Here is a 16,995-nt window from a genome sequence, read left to right on the forward strand (position 1 = left end):
ATTGGTTGCGGGCGTAGAGGATCGCGCCTTGCTCATCCTGCTCGGTCTGATCCTCGACCTCGCCGTTGAGCGCCTGCGGGAAGCGCCCGGTGTCGGCGCTCTGGTCGATGTAGATCAGATCCAGCGTGGTGCCGAGCGATTCCAGGGCATAGGTGGCGCGGGCCGCGTCGAAATAGATGCTTCGCGAGCCATCGATGGGCGAGCCGTCCAGCACCAACCAGCCGTTGCCCAGGATGATGTCCTGGCGGCCCAGCTTGGCCGAGAGCGGCAGGTCGCCGATGCGCTTGGCATCGATGGTGAGCTGATCGAAGAGGATGCCGCCGCTGTACCACTGCTCGAAACCGGGCACGGGCCAGTTCGAGGGGCTGGGATCCTGATAGTGGCGGCCTTCCCACAGGAGCCGGGCGCTGGCCGAGAGTTGATCGCTGACGGCATAGGAGCCCCAGAGACGGGTGCGATAGCGCTGAAAGGTGCGGTCGGCGGTGGGGCTGGCGGCGTTCAGGCCGACGTTGTCGACGTAGACCTGGCGCAGTCGCAGATCCGCGCCCCAGGTGAAGGGGCCGACCGATTGCTCGGCGGTGGCGGTCGAGCAGGCGAGCGCGGCGGTCAAGCCCGCGATCAGGAGGGTGTTGCGATTAGATTTCATCGTCTACCTTCTTTTCTTCGAGCGCCCATTGGCGGTCCTCCGGCGTGACCTCGTCGCGCGCGGCGTTGCGGCGGATCAGCCCATAGATCAGGCTCAAAACCGCCAGGGCGATGATGCCGAAATAGGCGGCCAGTACGAATGGATCGTCGATGCCAAGCATGGGATAGCCTTCAGTTGTCAGTTGTCAGTTGTCAGTCCGGAAAACAGCGGTTCAGGTGTTCCGCATCGGGTGGGCGGGTGATCGCGCTGACCAGGATCAGGGTCAGCAGTGCCGCGGGGAACGCGACGATGATCGGGTCCACCGAGGGCCAATTCGGGGAGTCGGCCAGCAGGCTGGTCTTGCCGCCGGTGACCCATTGCACCAGACCGATGGCCGATGCCTCCTTGGCCTTGATCAGCAGAAGCCAGAACAGCGAGACGCTCATGCCGACCGTCATCGAGGCCAGGGCACCGGCCTTGGTCACGCGCCGGAAAAAGAGTCCGCCGATGTAGGCGGGCAGGAAGCTGGCGGCGCAGAGCCCGAAAAAGATGGCGGTGAAGCGGGCGATGACGTACTCCTGACGGACCATGTAGCTGATGGTCACGGCGATCAGCAGGCCCGCCACGATGGCGAGACGCATGACCAGGAGGCTTGGCTCGCGGGCGTGGCCCTTGTCGCCAAGGCGTTCGTAGAGATCGCGCCCGGCGGCGGTGCCGATGGTATGAAACTGGCTGGACAGGGTGCTCATGGCCGCCGCTAGCAGGGCGAGGAAGAAGACGATGCCGAACCAGTGCGGCAGCGCCGAGGCGATGAAGACCGGGATGATCTGGTCGGCGTCGCCCTTGACATAGGTGATGGCCGTCGAGCGTCCGCCGACCAGGTCGAAGGTCTGACCGGTGGCATCCACTGCCGGCGCATGCTCGCTGACGATCATGGACGCCGTGGCGGGCTTGTTGGTCTTGGGGCTGACGATCGTCGCCCACTCGCCGCTGTCGCTCTTTTTCATCAGTTCGACCAGCGCCCGGTCCTTGGCTGGCTCGATCTCCGCAATCACCTTGCCGTGCAGGATGGGACCATGCTGCGCGAACCAGGCGTTGGACAGACTGCCCACCAGGAAGGGCGTGCCGGTCATCAGCATGATGAAGATCGCGCCGATCGGTACCGCGCGATCCAGCTCGCGGCGGCTGCGCACCGTCATGAAGCGCACGATCAACTGCGGTTGCGCCAGCACGCCGATGCCGACGCCGAGGATGATCGCGGTGATGACGGTCCACCAGAGATCATAGCTGGGCGCGCCCCAGCCGAACGCCGGCATCGCGGTCCAGCCCTGATGGCCCATCTGCTGGAGCGGAGGCGGCACCATGTTGGCCAGGTCGGTCAGGTATTGGTGCGCCTCGGTCACGCCGCCCAGGCTCGAATAGGTGAACCACAACAGGAACACCATGGCGATGACCATCACGAAGCCCTGGAAGGTGTCGGTGTACATCACCGCCTTGAGACCGCCGGGAATGACATAGGCGGCGGTGACCAGCGCGAAGATGAGCAGCGCGACCTCGAAATCGATGCCGAACTGGGTCGCCGCGAAAACGGCGCCGCCGGTCATGACCGCCGCCGCGTAGAGCGGCATGCAGAGAAAGATGATGGCGCCAGCGAACACCTGGAGGCCGCGGCTCTGATAGCGCAGCCCCAGCAGTTCCGGGAAGGTGTGGGCGCCCAGATGGTGCCCGAGCCGGCGCGTGGGCTCGCCGAGCACGATGAAGGCGATCAGGATGCCGACCCCGATGTTGAGAAAGGTCAGCCACAGCAGACTCATGCCGAAGAGCCCGGCGACCCCGCCGAAGCCGACGATGGCGGCGGTCGAGATAAAGGTGGCGCCGTAGGAGACGGCCATGATGATGGGATGGGCCGAGCGCCCGCCGACGAGAAAGTCCGCCGCCGAGCGGGTGCCGCGATAGCCGAGCCAGCCGAGGTAGCCGGTGGCGAGCAGGTAGGCGAGAATGACGACGATGTCGATCCAGCCGACCGAGGATGTTCCGGACATTGAGTCCCCCTGTTTTTATTGGAATGCGCGAGAATCGCGGGGGCGAAAATAACCCGGCTTGTCGTACAGTTATATAGATCCAGCGCAGGTAAACGACGGTTTTATGACCGTCGGATCATCATGAGGAGTCTCCGGATGGAGAGTTACACGGTTGTGCGGCCCGAGCATCTGAACCATTACGGTCATCTGTTCGGAGGCTGTCTGTTGAAATGGGTGGACGAGATCGCCTGGATCGCCGCCAGCCGCAATAATCCCGGCTGCCGGTTCGTGACCGTCGGCATGGATCGGGTGGAGTTCCATCGCGGCGTGCATCAGGGCGCGGTGCTGCGTTTTGACGCGGGCGAGAGTTGTCGGGGCCGCTCCTCCGTAACCTATGCGGTCCAGGTCTTTGCCGACGACATCGAGACTGGGGCGGAGGAGCCGATCTTTTCGACCTGCATCACCTTTGTCCGGCTCGACGAGGCCGGACGCAAGATTCCGATCGATTGAGCGCCGGTCGTGCCCCACGTCGATCGCCCCGTTCATTCGCCAGCCGAGGGAAAGCGCGTGCTTCCGTTCAAGAGACTGCTATTGATCCTGGGACTCGGCTTCGCTTGCATCGCCGGAGCCTACCGGGGAGATGACCGAGAGGAGTTCGTGACCGTGCCAATGCAAACCAGACGCTGTCTGGTGGAAGGAACCTTCTCGTGTCAGGAATACGAATATACCTATAGTGTAAAAGGTGTTTCCTGTACCGAGGATTGTCTGGCCTATAGTCGCTTGAAGAGCTGTCAACTGACGAATCGCTGCGAATGGGATCCGGCGAGCGGTTGCTTTCGCAAGCATGTCTGCATCGAGCAAAGCAAACTGAACACCTGTACGCGCTGGGAGACCGAGGCGGTCTGCGAGTGAGCGGCGCGCCGGGCGCAACGCCTTTTCCCCGCGGTCAATTCAGGGTTCGCGTCAACTGATCGGCCGCCGCTGTCGCGGGCGAGGTTCAGGAGACGCGCGCGTCGTCCGCGAGATGCGCGGACAAGGCCAGGCGCAGCGGCGGCGATAACGCGTCGGCCGGCAGGATCTCCGCGTCGACCTGAACATGAACCGTGCGCGCGGTCGCCGCGACCTCTCCCCGAGCGTTCAGAAAGCGATAGCCGATGGAGAACGACCGTCGGCGAATCTCCAGCACCGAGACCAGAACCCGCACCACATCCCCGTGGCGCAGGGGTCGGCGATAGTCGGCCTCGGCATGCGTCAGCGGCAGAAGCATCCGGCCATCGCGGATCATCAGGTCCAGCGGAAAGCCGAGCGTGGCCATGAATGCCTCGAAGGCATCGTGCGCGTGGCGGAACAGATGGCCAAAAAAGAGCAGCCCGGCGGCGTCGGTATCGTGCAGGCGGATGGTGAAGGTGTGCGTGCGGAAGTCGCTGGTCATCGGGGCCGGGCCCATGCGCCGGGCCGCCGCGCCATCTCCGTCCGAATGCGGCGGTGGCGGGCGGCCTCGGTACGGTGGCTGTGACTTAGGCCCGGCTGCGCTTAGCCATGATGGAACCGCGCAGACCGATCAGAACCAAGGCACCGGCGACGAAGGCGATGACCCCCATCACGATGATCATGGTCAGCGGTTTGGTCTGCGGGTCGGCGATGCGGAGCGTTTTGCCGATCGGCTCCAGAATGGAGACATTCGCCGGCGCGGCCAGCAGATAGGTGCAAATACCCATGAAGGCGCCAAAAAAGAGCGCTTTGAAGTCGATGTACAGACCGGCGACGATGGCACTCAGACTCAGCAGATAGAGCAGCACCAGGGTGTATTTCGGATCGCCCAGGGCCGAGCTGATGCCTTGGGTCTGGAACATCCACAGGACGCCGATCAGCAGGCCCCAGTGAATGAACTGTTTGACGAGATACATGAGGTACGAACGATTGGCCGCATAGGTCTGTCCCCAGCCGGAGACGAGCGAGATAACGGCGACGACGGCAACGAAGATCTCCCAGTAATGGACCGTGCCGCCAAGATTCTCGCGGGTGAGCGCGAGGAGGATGATGGCGCCGACATAGAGAATCATCGACGGAAGCAGTGCAACCAATAACGACCCCTGTTTCGCGGATTTAGACATTGACGAACCCTCCTGAAATGGATACCAGTAGTGAAGAGTCGATGATCCACGGGCAAGGCACGCGCAATCATCGATTGTGTCAAGCACGCCGATCTTAACCCTTAGCGAAACTGAGTGTTAAGGAAAAATGCATCGGTGTCTCGAATCGTCGTGGCTGGATCATGGCTTTTGCGTGTTCGCTCGGCCACAAAGAGTCGCCAGTTCACCGCCGCCATCATCCAACTCGGGTCCGCGGCGAGTCGGGCGACAATCCTTGGCGGCCGATCGCGCGCGCCAGGTTTACCGATGTCCAGGAAGGCGCTAGTGCTTCGCTGCTCTAGTTCCGAGACCGGGGCAGCGACAACGGCAGCGACAACGACCTTAAAGACGGTCTTGGGACTTTCGCACAGTTGCACTAGAGTTGACCCATCGGGGTCATCGTTCAGGGGGTCGCCATGTTTGATATCAGGCTCATCGCGCGCTTGTCCGCGTGTTTCGTTCCGGGGTTCGTCGCGCTGGGGCTGCTTGGGGTGGCGGTTCCGACACCGGCCGCGCCGCGTGCGCTGACGGTTCTGCCCGGCATGGACGTGTTCGGTCACGATTACGCGACCCTGAAAGAGGTGAGCCTGGAGGCATGCAAATCGGCCTGTCTGGAGGATGCGCGCTGCCGGGCATTCACCTTCAACGTCAAGGCTGGCTGGTGCTTTCTGAAGGAAGATGGCCGTGATCGCCGACCCTTCGACGGGGCGATCTCCGGTTTGATCGCGGAGGATGCGACGCCCGCGCCCGCGCCCGATCGCAAGGCGATGCGGCTGGCGGAATTGCGTTTTCTGCCCCCTCGCGAGTTGAGCGAGGCCAAGGCCCTTGAAGATCGGATCGCCCGGATGGCGCCTCCGGCCGGGCGTCGCGATGCCCTGGCCAACGAGGCGCGCGTGGCCGCGAACGCCGGCAATCAGCAGCGCGCCGCTGATCTTCAGGCCGCCGCCCTGCGTCTGGATGCCGAGGATCGGGGGCTCTGGGCGGGCCTCGCCGCCTCCGCCCTCGCGGCCGAGCCGTCGGACTGGCAGACCCAGCAGCGTTTCAGGCAGGACGCGACCGCGGCCGCCATCAATGCCTATCTGCGTTCCGAGGATGCGCGAGGGCGCGCGGACGCGCTCGTCCTGCTCGGTCGCGCCTTCGCGCGGCGTCAGGAGTGGCGGCCCGCCATTCGCGCCAACCGCGCCGCGCTGGCGCTGGCCGAGTCCGCCGACACGCGCGCCGCGCTGGACCGGTTGATCGCCGAGCATGGTTTTCGCGTGACCGGACATGAAGTCGACTCCGACGCGGCCAGTCCGCGGATCTGTCTCCAGTTCAGCGATCCCTTGCCCCGCGACCGCGCCAATCTGACCGATTTCGTGCGGGTCGCCGACCGGACCGATCTGCCGGTGGAGGCGGAGGCGCAACAGATCTGTATCGACGGCGTGCGGCATGGCGAGCGGTATCGCGTGCAGGTGCGCGCCGGACTGCCCGCCGCCGATGGCGAGGTGCTGGTCAAGGGGTCCGATCTGGAGGTCTACGTGCGCGATCGCGCGCCCATGACCCGTTTCCTGGGTCGCGCCTACGTCCTGCCCAAGGGCGGCGAGGCGGCGATTCCGCTGGTCTCGGTCAACACGGATCGGATCGAGGCGGCGGTCTATCGGGTTGGCGACCGCGCGCTGACCCAGGCTATGGAGAACGGCACCTTCCGCGCCCAACTCGATCGCTGGGCCGCTAACCGGATCGTCGATCAGACCGGCGAGGCGGTCTGGACGGGAACGGTCGAGGTCAGGCCCGAGTTGAATCGGGAGGTGACCACGGCGGTGCCGGTCGGCGCGCTGATCGCCGACATCGAGCCGGGCGCCTATGCCATGACCGCAACGCCCCGAAATGCGACCGATCGCTCCGAGAGCCTCGCGACGCAGTGGTTCGTCGTCACCGATCTGGGTCTGGCGACCTTCGCCGGCAACGATGGACTGCATGCGCTGGTGCGTTCGCTCTCGACCGCCCGGCCCGCGGGCAAGGTTGGGTTGCGCCTGGTGGCGGTTAATAACGACATCCTCGGACAGACGACCACGGACTCCGAGGGGCATGCCCGCTTCGAGCCGGGTCTGCTGCGCGGCACGGGCGGCAATGCCCCGGCGCTGCTGGTCGCGGAAGGACCGGACGGCGACTATGCCTTTCTCGACCTGACCCAGACGCCCTTCGATCTCGGCGATCGGGGCGTCGCGGGCCGCCCGCCGCCCAAGCCGCTGGATGTCTATCTGGTCAGCGAGCGCGGCGCCTACCGGCCCGGCGAGACGGTCCATCTGACCGCGCTGGTCCGCGATGCGCGAGCGAACGCGGTCCCGAATCTCCTCCTCACGCTGGTCGTCAAGCGCCCGGATGGGGTGGAGTTTCTGCGCGAACTGACCCAGGACCGGGGCGCGGGCGGCCATCAGTCCGCCGTCGCCCTGAGTCGCTCGGCCATGCGTGGCACCTGGCGCGCGCAGGCGTATACCGATCCCAAGGGACAACCGCTGGCCGATCTGGCCTTTCTGGTGGAAGACTTCGAGCCGGAGCGTCTGACCTTCGAGCTGGCAAGTCAGGCTGCGGCCATCGATCCGGACGCCCCGCCGGACATCGCGCTGGACGCCCGTTTTCTCTATGGCGCGCCCGCCGCCGGGCTGGCGGTCGAGGGCGAGATCCGCTTGACGCCGACCGCCGCGCTGCCCGCTTTCCCCGGTTATCGCTTCGGCCTGGAGAGCGAGGCGTTCGCGCCGGTTGGCGGTCCGCTGACCGCCACCCAGACCGATGGGCAGGGCAAGGCTGCGCTTGCGCTGACCGTCCCGGAGCGGACACCGACCAGCAAACCGCTGGAGGCTAGCGTGCAGGTGCGGGTGGTGGACGACAATGGGCGTCCGGTCGAGCGTTCGCTGACGCTCCCGGTGGCATCGAAACAGGCGCGTCTCGGGATCAAACCGCTCTTCGACGGCTCGATGGAGGAGGGCGGCAATGCCCGTTTCGAGGTCATCGCCCTCGGCGCGGATGGCCGACGCACCGTGCTCGCCGGGCTGCGCTGGACACTCTCGCGTCTGACGACCAGCTTCCAGTGGTACGAGTCGGATGGCACCTGGGACTATGAGCCCATCACCTCCAGCCAGCGCGTCGCCGACGGGACGCTCGATGCGGGTCTGGACGAGGTCGGGCGGATCGAGTCGCCGGTCGACTGGGGCGCCTATCGGCTGGCGCTGGAAGCGCCGGAGGGGGCTGTGCTGCCGGTTGATCTGGAATTCGAGGCCGGTTGGTATGTCAAGCCCGGCGCCCAGGATACGCCGGATCTGCTCAAGGTCTCGCTGGATAAAGCAAAGTACCGGGTCGGGGACAAAGTCAAAGCACGGATCGAGCCGCGTTTTCCGGGTCTGGCGTTGGTGATGGTCGTCGATGACCGCGTCATCGCCATGCAAGCGGTCGCGGTGTCCGAGTCGGGCGCGACGGTCGAGCTGCCGGTCACGGCGGACTGGGGGCCGGGCGCCTATGTCACGGCCGTGCTCTACCGGCCCATGGATCTGGCCGCCAAGCGGATGCCGGCGCGGGCCATCGGCTTGACCTGGGCGGGCGTCGATCCAGGCCAGCGCGCGCTCGATCTCAAGCTCGATCTGCCGCCGGCGCTGACGGGAACCGTCAGCCCGCGCCAGACCATCGAGATTCCGGTCGCGGTCGGCAATCTGGCGGGTCGGACGGCCTATGTGACGGTCGCCGCGGTCGATGCCGGGATCCTCAATCTCACCCGCTATCAGCCGCCGGCGCCGGAGGATTGGTATTTCGCCCAGCGCCGGCTCGGCCTGGAGATCCGCGATTTCTATGGTCAGCTCATCGACCGCATGCAGGGCGTGCCAGGGATCGTGCGCTCGGGCGGCGATGGCTCGCTGCTGAAGCTGGAGGGGCCGCCGCCGTCCGAGGAACTGGTGGCCTACCATTCCGGAATCGTCAAGCTCGACGACCAGGGCCGGGCGAGCGTCTCCTTCGCCATCCCGGACTTCAACGGCACCCTGCGCGTCATGGCCATGACCTGGTCCGCGGACGGCGTCGGGCACGCGGTGACGGATCTGCTGGTGCGCGATCCGGTGGTCGTGTCCGCCGCGCTGCCGCGTTTCCTGGCGCCGGGCGATCGCTCGCGTCTGCTGGTCAACCTGGCGCATGTCGAGGGTCCGGCCGGTGCGGTCGAACTGAGCGTCGCGACCGCGGGCGGCCATACCCGGATTCCGACGGACGCTGCCACGCACGCGCTGAACTTGATCGAGGGCGGACGCGCGCAGACCACGATTCCGATCGAAGCGGTCGGCGTTGGCGACGATGCACTGACCATCGGACTGCGCACCCCGGATGGCCGCGACTTGCTGAAAACGCTGACCCTGCCGGTGCGCTCCAACGCGCCGCCCACCTCCCGCACCCAGGCGACCGAACTGCCGCCCGGCGGCGAACTGCGTCTGGATGCGGATCTGCTGTCCGATCGGCTGCCGGGCACGGGGTCGCTGCTGGTCTCCATCGGCGGCGCTGGCCGGCTGGATGTCGCGGGTCTGCTGATGGCACTGGACCGCTATCCCTACGGCTGCACCGAGCAACTCACGAGTCGTGCGCTACCGCTGCTCTATCTGGACGAGGTCGCCGGCGCGGTCGGTCTGACGGGCGGCGACCCGGCGGCTTCGCCCAAGGTCAAGGAACGGATCCAGTCGGCCATCGCCGAGATTCTGACCAATCAGGGCAGCAACGGCAGTTTCGGGCTGTGGGGGAGCGGGGGCGGAGACGACGGCTGGCTCGATGCCTATGTCACCGATTTCCTGACCCGCGCCCGCGAACAGGGCTATGCGGTGCCGGATGCCGCCTTCGACATGGCGCTCGACAATCTGCGCAATCGTCTCGCCTATGCGGCGGATTTCAGCCAGGGCGGCGAGGAGATCGCCTATGCGCTCTATGTGCTGGCCCGCAATGGCCGCGCCGCGATCGGCGATCTGCGCTATTACGCCGACACCAAGCTCGATGCTTTCGCCACGCCCATGGCGAAGGCCCAGTTGGGCGCGGGACTCGCGCTCTACGGCGACCGTCCGCGCGCCGCGACGGTCTTTCGCAACGCCTTGGGGATGCTGTCGACGGACGGGGACGAGGGTGGTTGGCGGGCCGATTTCGGTTCGGATCTGCGCGACGGCGCGGCCCTGTTGACCCTGGCTGTCGAAACGGAAACCGCCGCGGTGGATGCGCGCGCATTGGCCCGACGTCTCCAGGATCAGTGGTCCGCCGCTGACCCTGCCAGCACCCAGGACAGCGCCTGGCTCCTGCTCGCCGCGCATGCCCTGACGGCAGGCGCGGATCAGCCGGAGCTGACGCTCGGCGGCGAACCGGTGAAGGGCGCGCTCTACCGTCGCTGGGACGCGGCGGACCTCGCGGCCCAGCCGCCGATCGTCGGCAATCGCGGCAGCGCGCCCCTGGAGGCCCTGATCACGGTCACCGGCGTTCCGCTGACGCCGGAACCGGCGGGCGGCAATGGCTATCGGATCGAACGCGCCTATTACGATTTGGAGGGGCGGCGGATCCAGCCCTCCGGGATCCTCCAGGGCGGACGCCTGATCGCCGTGCTCACGGTGACGGCCGACACGCCGCGTCAGGCGCGCCTGATCGTCAACGATCCGCTGCCAGCCGGTTTCGAGATCGATAACCCGAATCTCATCAAAGCCGGTGACATCGCCGACATCCCCTGGCTGGGTCTGGAGGAAGAGGCGGCGCACACCGCGTTCAGGGCCGACCGTTTCATTGCCGCCATCGATCGGAAGCCCGACGCGCGGACTCAGTTCCAGCTTGCCTACCGTCTGCGCGCCATCTCGCCCGGCGTCTTTGCCCATCCGGCGGCGACGGTGGAGGACATGTACCGTCCGCGGCAACGGGCCTGGACGGAGACTGGGACGGTGGAAGTGCGCGGGGTGGAGTAGGGGTAGGTTGGCAGTTGTCAGCTGGCAGGCGGGTTCCGGGAAAAAATACTCTTATGATAAAAACGGCTCGCAGCCCGCCGCCGTTAAGGTCCGACGTTTCAGAACAGCCTGAGCGAGTCGCCGTCAATGTCGCTCATTCGTCCGCCTGCTCTTTTAGAATCTGCATAGCGTGATCAACGGCGAGGCATTGATGACGACGGCCTCAATCCGCATCGCGCAGTTCCTCGGCTACGTCCTCGGCGGTGCATTGGAACGGACTCACCTGTTAGCGCGAGAGCGCGTCAATAAAACCCGCCCGCGTCAGGCCCGCGATCTCGGCGGCGCGGCCTTGGGAAAACCGACCGAGTTCATACCACTTGACGGCGGCGGCGATGCGCATTTCCCGCGCAAATTCGCGGGGGGCTTGGTGCAAGGTGGCAAAGGCCGATTCGGGCATGTCAACGATCAGTTGCATCACGTCGATCTCCAGTGAACGGGGAGCCAGCGGCAGACTTCCTCCAGGAAGAAGGCCGACTGGAAGCAGGGCGGCAGTGAGCAGCCACTTTACTCAAAAACTTCCCCACGAACTCTTGCGTCGGCGGAATTTCAGATGCGGGAGCAGCAGGCCGATCAGCACTCCGCCGGCGAGCACGCCCGCGCCGAGCATGAACCAGCGCTGTTTGGTCTGATTCCTGGCTTCCGTTTGTTCCTGCATCCGTTCCTCGCGTTCGCGGGTCAGTTCGCTGGCCTGGATTCGCAGCCGATCCCGTTCGTTGGTGATTTCAAGCACATTCGCCGAGGCATGACGAATGGTGGCGAGTTCCTGCTCCAGTTCCTGTTTGGCTTGCTTGAGCGCCTGGGCATCCTCGATGAGGATTGCGTGTTCGGATTGGAGCTTGGAGAGTTTTGCGGCGAGTTCATCCGGCGCCTGCTTCAGTTCGATGAGTTGGGCTTGCAGGTCGGCGATCTGCGCCCGCGCGGCAGGCTCTTTCTGAAGCTGACTGATGAGCACGTAACCGAGTTTGCCGTCCTCGCTGCGGACCCGTGCGTACTCCGTGGTTTGATTGACGCTCAAGACGTCAAGCGGCGTTCCGCTCTCCAGCATCCGGACGATCTTATAGCGCGTGCTTTCGCCCGCGCGCATGGTGACCTGAAGCTGATCCGTCACATACTGGGTTTCCGCCTGGGCAGGGGCGGCGCTCAGCGCGCCGACAAGAATGAGCATGAAGAGCGGAAAGCGGCCCACGAGATATCCTCCGAGGCGTAGCGGTTGGCCTATACCCGATATGGGGAGAGAGGCTGAAATCGTTGATCGTATGTCACTCAAAGGGACGAACCCAGTGCTTTTCACCCGGCTGCCGTCAGCAGAAACTCCAGCAGCGCCTTCTGGGCGTGAAGGCGGTTTTCCGCCTCGTCCCAGACCACGGATTGAGGACCGTCGATGACGGAGGCCGCGACTTCTTCGCCCCGGTGGGCGGGGAGACAGTGCATGAACAGCCCATCCCTGGCCGTGCGCGCCATGACAGCATCGGTGACCTGAAAAGGCGCGAACAGGGTTTGCCGACGCGCCTGCTCGTCCTCCTGGCCCATGCTGGCCCAGACATCGGTTGCGACCAGATGGGCGCCGTCGGCGGCTTCCTCGGGGTCGCGAACGAGGGTGCAGCGATCGCTGGCGGCGGCGAGGAGTGCCGCGTCCGGCTCGAAGCCCTCGGGACAGGCGATGCGCAGTTCGAAATCGAACAGCCGCGCGGCTTCCAGGAAGGAATGGCACATATTGTTGCCGTCGCCGATCCAGGCGACCCGTCGACCGCGGATGTCGCCGCGGAACTCCTGAAAGGTCTGCATGTCCGCCAGCAGTTGGCAGGGATGGAGACGGTCGCTCAGGCCATTGATGACGGGCACGCTGGAATAGGCCGCGAAGCGTTCGATCGTTTCCTGATGGAAGGTGCGGATCATCACGGCGTCGACCATCCGCGAGAGCACGCGGGCGCTGTCCTCGACAGGTTCGCCCCGGCCGAGCTGGGTGTCGCGGGGCGAGAGAAAGAGCGCATGCCCACCGAGCTGGATCATGCCGGTCTCGAAGGAGACGCGGGTTCGGGTCGACGATTTCTCGAAGATCATCGCGAGCGTGCGGTACGGCAGGGGGCGGTGATCCTGACCCGCTTTGAGCATCCGCTTGAGTTCGACGGCGCGGGCGATCAGGGCGCGGGCCTCGATGTCGGTCAGGTCGAGCAGGCTCAAAAAGTGCCGGCAAGGGGTTGGAAGGGCATCCATGGAATCGCGTCTCTCCGACGAAGTCATTCTCAGGCGTGGCCCGGAAACCCTTCGATCAGGTGGGTCAGTTCACGCACGAGCTGGTCGGCCTCGGGCTGCTCCAGGATCAACGGGGGCAGCAGTCGGATCACGCGCTCGGCGGTGACGTTAATGAGAAGGCCGGCGGCGAGCGCCGAAACCACCAGCTCGCCACAGGGGCGGTCCAGTTCGATGCCGATCATCAGGCCGCGACCACGAATGGCAACGACGCCGCTGACGTGTGCCAGCGACTCTCGGAAGGCGTCGAGCAGATAGGTTCCCTGGCGGGCCGCGTTCTCGACGAGATGCGCCGCGTCGATGGTCTCCAGCACGGCGCGCCCGACCCGGCAGGCGAGCGGATTGCCGCCGAAGGTCGAGCCATGCGAACCGGGCGTCAGAACCTCGGCCGCCGCTCCACGCGCGAGACAGGCGCCGATCGGGACGCCATTGCCGAGCCCCTTGGCGAGGGTGATGACATCCGGTCTGGCGCCGACATGTTCATGAGCAAAAAACCGCCCGGTCCGCCCCATGCCGGTCTGAATCTCGTCGAAAATGAGCAACCAGCCCTCGCGGTCGCAGATCGCGCGCAGACGTGGCAGATAGTCATCGGCGGGCAGGCGGATGCCGCCTTCGCCCTGAATGGGCTCGACCAGGATGGCGACGATATTGGAACGGTTTTCAGCGGCGATCGTGACCGCCTCGACATCGTCGTAAGGGACGCGCACGAAGCCTTGCACCAACGGCTCGAAACCGGCCTGGACCCTGCGGTTGCCGGTGGCTGACAGGGTTGCCAGGGTGCGGCCGTGAAAACTGCCCTCGGTGACCAGAATCGCCGGGTTTTCCACGCCGCGCCGGTGCGCGTGGAGCCGCGCGAGCTTGATCGCGGCCTCGTTGGCCTCGGCCCCGGAATTGGCGAAAAACACCCGGTCCATGCCGGCCCGTGCGGTCAGCATGGCCCCGAGACGTTCCTGCTCGGCGATGCCGTACAGATTGGAGGTATGGATCAGGAGGCCGGCCTGCTCGCAGAGCGCGTCACGCACGGCGGGATGGGCGTGCCCGAGTCCGCACACGGCGATGCCCGAGAGCGCGTCCAGATAACGTTTGCCATCGGTATCCCAGAGCCAGACGCCGTCACCCCGCGCAAAGGTGACAGGCAGGCGCTTGTAGGTGGCCATCAAGAGTTCGCTCATGGCGTCGGGGCCCGCATAATCGATCGATCAAAAACAAAAAAGGCGGTTCCTCCGCGAGGGAAACCGCCTTTGTCGTGAAGGCGAAGCAGGGGAATATAACGTGAAAGTCGCGCCCGATACAAGAATTCAGCGCGTCATCCGCCCGCTCAGCCGGCGTAATTGGCCGCGACGAACGACCAGTCGATTTTATCCCAAATGCTTTCAAGGTATTTGGGGCGCGCGTTACGATAGTCGATGTAATAGGCATGCTCCCAGACATCGACGGTCAGCAGCGCGGTCTTGCCCGAGGTCATCGGAGTACCGGCGTTGGACGTGTTAAAGATCTCGATGGAGCCGTCGGCGTTCTTGACCAGCCAGGTCCAGCCGGAGCCGAAATTGGTGGCGGCCGATTGCGCGAACTGCTTTTTGAATTCGTCGAATGAACCGAACTTTGCCGTGATCGCCTCGCCTAGCGCGCCGGTTGGGGCACCGCCGCCAGTCGGGCTCAGACAGTTCCAGTAAAAACTGTGGTTCCAGACCTGCGCGGCGTTGTTGAAGATGCCGCCGGAGGATTTCAGGATGATGTCCGTGAGGCTCAGGTCCGCGAACTCGGTGTCCGCGATCAGATTATTCAGATTGGTGACATAGGTCTGATGGTGCTTGCCGTAGTGGTATTCGATGGTTTCGGCCGAGATGACGGGTTCGAGCGCGTTCTGTGCATAGGGCAGTGCGGGCAATTCATGGGCCATGGTGCGATGCTCCAGTCGGGTTTGTCAGGGAAGTGGATCTTGTGCGATGAAACATAGGCCCGCATCCTGGTAACTCAAGCCGCATTAAACCGCGTTCGGTAGGATATTTGAGATTGGTGGATTTGGGTCGGCTTTGTCCGCATCGGGAATCGTCGGCGTTGACGCGGTTTAAGGATTTCATTTTTTGATGATTTAAACGGCGTCTCGCCGATCGCCGCGAGTGAGCGCGAGGCTGTAACTTCGCGCAACCCTGCGGATTGACTCTCGACGCCGTTGAAGGGGGGCGATGCGATGTGCGGTATCTGTGGAGAATTACGCTTCGATGGCGCTCCGGCCAGTCTGGAGTCGATTCAGGCGATGATGGCGGAGCTGGCCCGGCGCGGTCCGGATCATGGCGGCAGTTACAGCGATGGCGCGCTGGCCTTCGGTCATCGGCGACTCGCCATCATCGATCTCTCGGTGCGTTCCAACCAACCCATGGTGGATGCGGAACTGAGTCTGGCGCTGGTCTTCAATGGGACCATCTACAACTACCGCGCGCTCCGGCGCGAACTTCAGGACCAGGGCTATCGCTTTTTCTCCGAGGGCGACAGCGAGGTCATCCTCAAGGCCTGGCATGCCTGGGGGACCGGTTGCGTCGAGCGACTGCATGGCATGTTCGCCTTCGCGGTTTGGGACGCCAACCAGCGGGTGCTGTTTCTGGCGCGCGATCGCTTCGGGATCAAGCCGCTGTACTGGTCCGAACAGGGTCGCGCACTGCGATTCGCCTCCCATCCGCAGGCGCTGCTGGCCGCGGGCGGAGTGGACACGACGATCGACCCGGTGGCGCTGCACCATCTTTTCACGTTGCATGCCGTGGTGCCGGCGCCGCGCACCATCCTGCAAGGTGTGCGCAAGCTTGCCCCTGGTCACTGGCTGCGGCTGGACGCCAGTGGCGGTCGCACCGAGCAAGCCTACTGGCATCTGTCGGCGACTCGCCCCGAACAGCCGCTGACCGAGCCAGAATGGTTAGAGTCGATCCACGCCGCGCTGCGTCACGCGGTCAAGATTCGCAGCGAGGTGGCGGACGTGCCGGTGGGCGTGCTGCTGTCCGGCGGTCTGGACTCCAGTCTGCTGGTCGCGCTGTTGGCGGAGGCGGGCGTGGCGGATCTGCGGACCTTCTCGGTCGGCTTCGAGGATACGCCGGAGGAGGCGGGCAGCGAGTTTCAGTATTCGGACCTGGTGGCGGAGCGTTACGGCACCCGTCACCGCAAGTTCCTGGTGCCGAATGCGCAGGTGCTGCAACGTCTGCCGGAGGCCATCGATGCCATGGCCGAACCGATGTTCGGTCAGGATGCGGTGGCCTTTTATCTGCTCGCCGAACAGGTGGCACACGAGATCAAGGTGGTGCAGTCGGGGCAGGGCGCCGATGAGGTCTTCGGCGGTTATTTCTGGTACCCGCGCATGCGCGACGAGACCGGGGGCAGCCGGCTCGAACGCTTCGGCAAACACTATTTCGACCGCGACCATGCGGAATATCGGCGCCTGGTCACGGATGCTTATGCCGGCGCGGATCATACCTCCGCCCTGATCGCCGAGCGGCTGGACGAGCCGGACGCCGATGAGTTCATGGATGCGGTACTGCGGCTCGATGTCACGACACTGATCGTCGATGACCCGGTCAAGCGGGTCGACAACATGACCATGGCCTGGGGGTTGGAGGCGCGCGTGCCCTTTCTGGATCATCAGTTGGTCGAACTGGCCGCCCGTTGTCCGCCGGAACTGAAGCTGCGCGAGGGCGGTAAATATCCGCTCAAGGCGCTGGCGCGCGGTCTGCTGCCGGACGCCGTGATCGACCGGCCCAAGGGGTATTTCCCCATGCCGGCGCTCAAATATGTGCGCGGACCCTTTCTGGACCTGATGCGCGACGCGCTCACCTCGCGCGCCAGCCGCGAACGCGGGATCTACCGACAAGCCTATCTCGATCAACTCCTGGACGCGCCGGATCTGCACCACACCCGCATCCAGGGCAACAAACTCTGGCACCTGGCCCTGCTGGAGCTGTGGTTGCAACGGCATCTGGCTTGAAATGCCGATGCGCGTCCCGATA

The 16,995-nt window shown here is 65.0% G+C and carries 13 protein-coding genes and 1 pseudogene; 4 read left to right on the forward strand and 10 right to left on the reverse strand.

The features are described 5' to 3' along the window. The 3 genes and pseudogenes from QZY07_RS03295 to QZY07_RS03305 form a co-directional block, all read right to left on the reverse strand. Nucleotides 1-646 (reverse strand): annotated as a pseudogene (locus QZY07_RS03295) (hypothetical protein); the annotation flags it as partial. Then, nucleotides 636-806, reverse strand: coding sequence for a symporter small accessory protein (locus tag QZY07_RS03300; RefSeq protein ID WP_295399698.1), 171 nt, complete (start codon nt 804-806; stop codon nt 636-638). The pseudogene QZY07_RS03295 and the gene QZY07_RS03300, both read right to left, overlap by 11 nt. A gap of 31 nt (nt 807-837) precedes the next feature. Further along, nucleotides 838-2,667 (reverse strand): sodium:solute symporter family protein, encoded by a 1,830-nt coding sequence (locus QZY07_RS03305; protein ID WP_295399700.1) that lies wholly within the window; start codon nt 2,665-2,667, stop codon nt 838-840. A 135-nt stretch (nt 2,668-2,802) separates the two neighbouring features. Here QZY07_RS03305 and QZY07_RS03310 point away from each other — a divergent pair, with 135 nt between their 5' ends. Together QZY07_RS03310 and QZY07_RS03315 are read left to right on the forward strand one after the other, a co-directional pair. Continuing rightward, nucleotides 2,803-3,156 (forward strand): acyl-CoA thioesterase, encoded by a 354-nt coding sequence (locus QZY07_RS03310; RefSeq protein ID WP_295399702.1) that lies wholly within the window; start codon nt 2,803-2,805, stop codon nt 3,154-3,156. 9 nt (nt 3,157-3,165) lie between these two features. Then, complete coding sequence (locus QZY07_RS03315) at nt 3,166-3,558, forward strand: hypothetical protein (protein WP_295399704.1); 393 nt, start codon at nt 3,166-3,168, stop codon at nt 3,556-3,558. Nucleotides 3,559-3,643: 85 nt separating this feature from the next. Here the strand turns inward: QZY07_RS03315 and QZY07_RS03320 are convergent, their stop codons facing one another. Together QZY07_RS03320 and QZY07_RS03325 are read right to left on the reverse strand one after the other, a co-directional pair. Next, nucleotides 3,644-4,093, reverse strand: a complete 450-nt coding sequence (locus QZY07_RS03320; RefSeq protein WP_295399706.1) for an acyl-CoA thioesterase — start codon at nt 4,091-4,093, stop codon at nt 3,644-3,646. A gap of 70 nt (nt 4,094-4,163) precedes the next feature. Beyond that, nucleotides 4,164-4,760, reverse strand: a complete 597-nt coding sequence (locus QZY07_RS03325) for a hypothetical protein (protein ID WP_295399708.1) — start codon at nt 4,758-4,760, stop codon at nt 4,164-4,166. A gap of 434 nt (nt 4,761-5,194) precedes the next feature. Between QZY07_RS03325 and QZY07_RS03330 the strand changes: the two genes are divergently transcribed. Beyond that, a complete protein-coding gene (locus tag QZY07_RS03330; RefSeq protein WP_295399710.1) occupies nt 5,195-10,717 on the forward strand; it encodes an alpha-2-macroglobulin family protein in 5,523 nt (1,840 codons plus the stop codon). A gap of 265 nt (nt 10,718-10,982) precedes the next feature. On the opposite strand, the gene QZY07_RS27290 is transcribed toward QZY07_RS03330, so the two are convergent. From QZY07_RS27290 to QZY07_RS03355, 5 genes are all read right to left on the reverse strand, one after another. Next, entirely contained in the window at nt 10,983-11,171 is a 189-nt protein-coding gene (locus QZY07_RS27290; RefSeq protein WP_363183658.1) for a UPF0175 family protein, read from the reverse strand. Between the two features lie 93 nt (nt 11,172-11,264). Then, nucleotides 11,265-11,942, reverse strand: a complete 678-nt coding sequence (locus QZY07_RS03340) for a TIGR04211 family SH3 domain-containing protein (RefSeq protein ID WP_295399712.1) — start codon at nt 11,940-11,942, stop codon at nt 11,265-11,267. Between the two features lie 101 nt (nt 11,943-12,043). Further along, complete coding sequence (gene argF, locus QZY07_RS03345; protein ID WP_295399714.1) at nt 12,044-12,970, reverse strand: ornithine carbamoyltransferase; 927 nt, start codon at nt 12,968-12,970, stop codon at nt 12,044-12,046. A 29-nt stretch (nt 12,971-12,999) separates the two neighbouring features. After that, nucleotides 13,000-14,178, reverse strand: coding sequence for an aspartate aminotransferase family protein (locus tag QZY07_RS03350; protein ID WP_295399716.1), 1,179 nt, complete (start codon nt 14,176-14,178; stop codon nt 13,000-13,002). A 146-nt stretch (nt 14,179-14,324) separates the two neighbouring features. After that, nucleotides 14,325-14,906 carry a Fe-Mn family superoxide dismutase gene (locus QZY07_RS03355; RefSeq protein ID WP_295399718.1) on the reverse strand — a complete coding sequence of 194 codons (582 nt, stop codon included), beginning with the start codon at nt 14,904-14,906 and terminating at the stop codon, nt 14,325-14,327. A 291-nt stretch (nt 14,907-15,197) separates the two neighbouring features. Between QZY07_RS03355 and QZY07_RS03360 the strand changes: the two genes are divergently transcribed. Beyond that, nucleotides 15,198-16,973 (forward strand): N-acetylglutaminylglutamine amidotransferase, encoded by a 1,776-nt coding sequence (locus QZY07_RS03360; RefSeq protein ID WP_295399720.1) that lies wholly within the window; start codon nt 15,198-15,200, stop codon nt 16,971-16,973. Nucleotides 16,974-16,995 lie beyond the last annotated feature (22 nt).

Origin of the sequence: uncultured Thiocystis sp. (assembly GCF_903866365.1) — a bacterium.
GTDB lineage: Bacteria > Pseudomonadota > Gammaproteobacteria > Chromatiales > Chromatiaceae > Chromatium.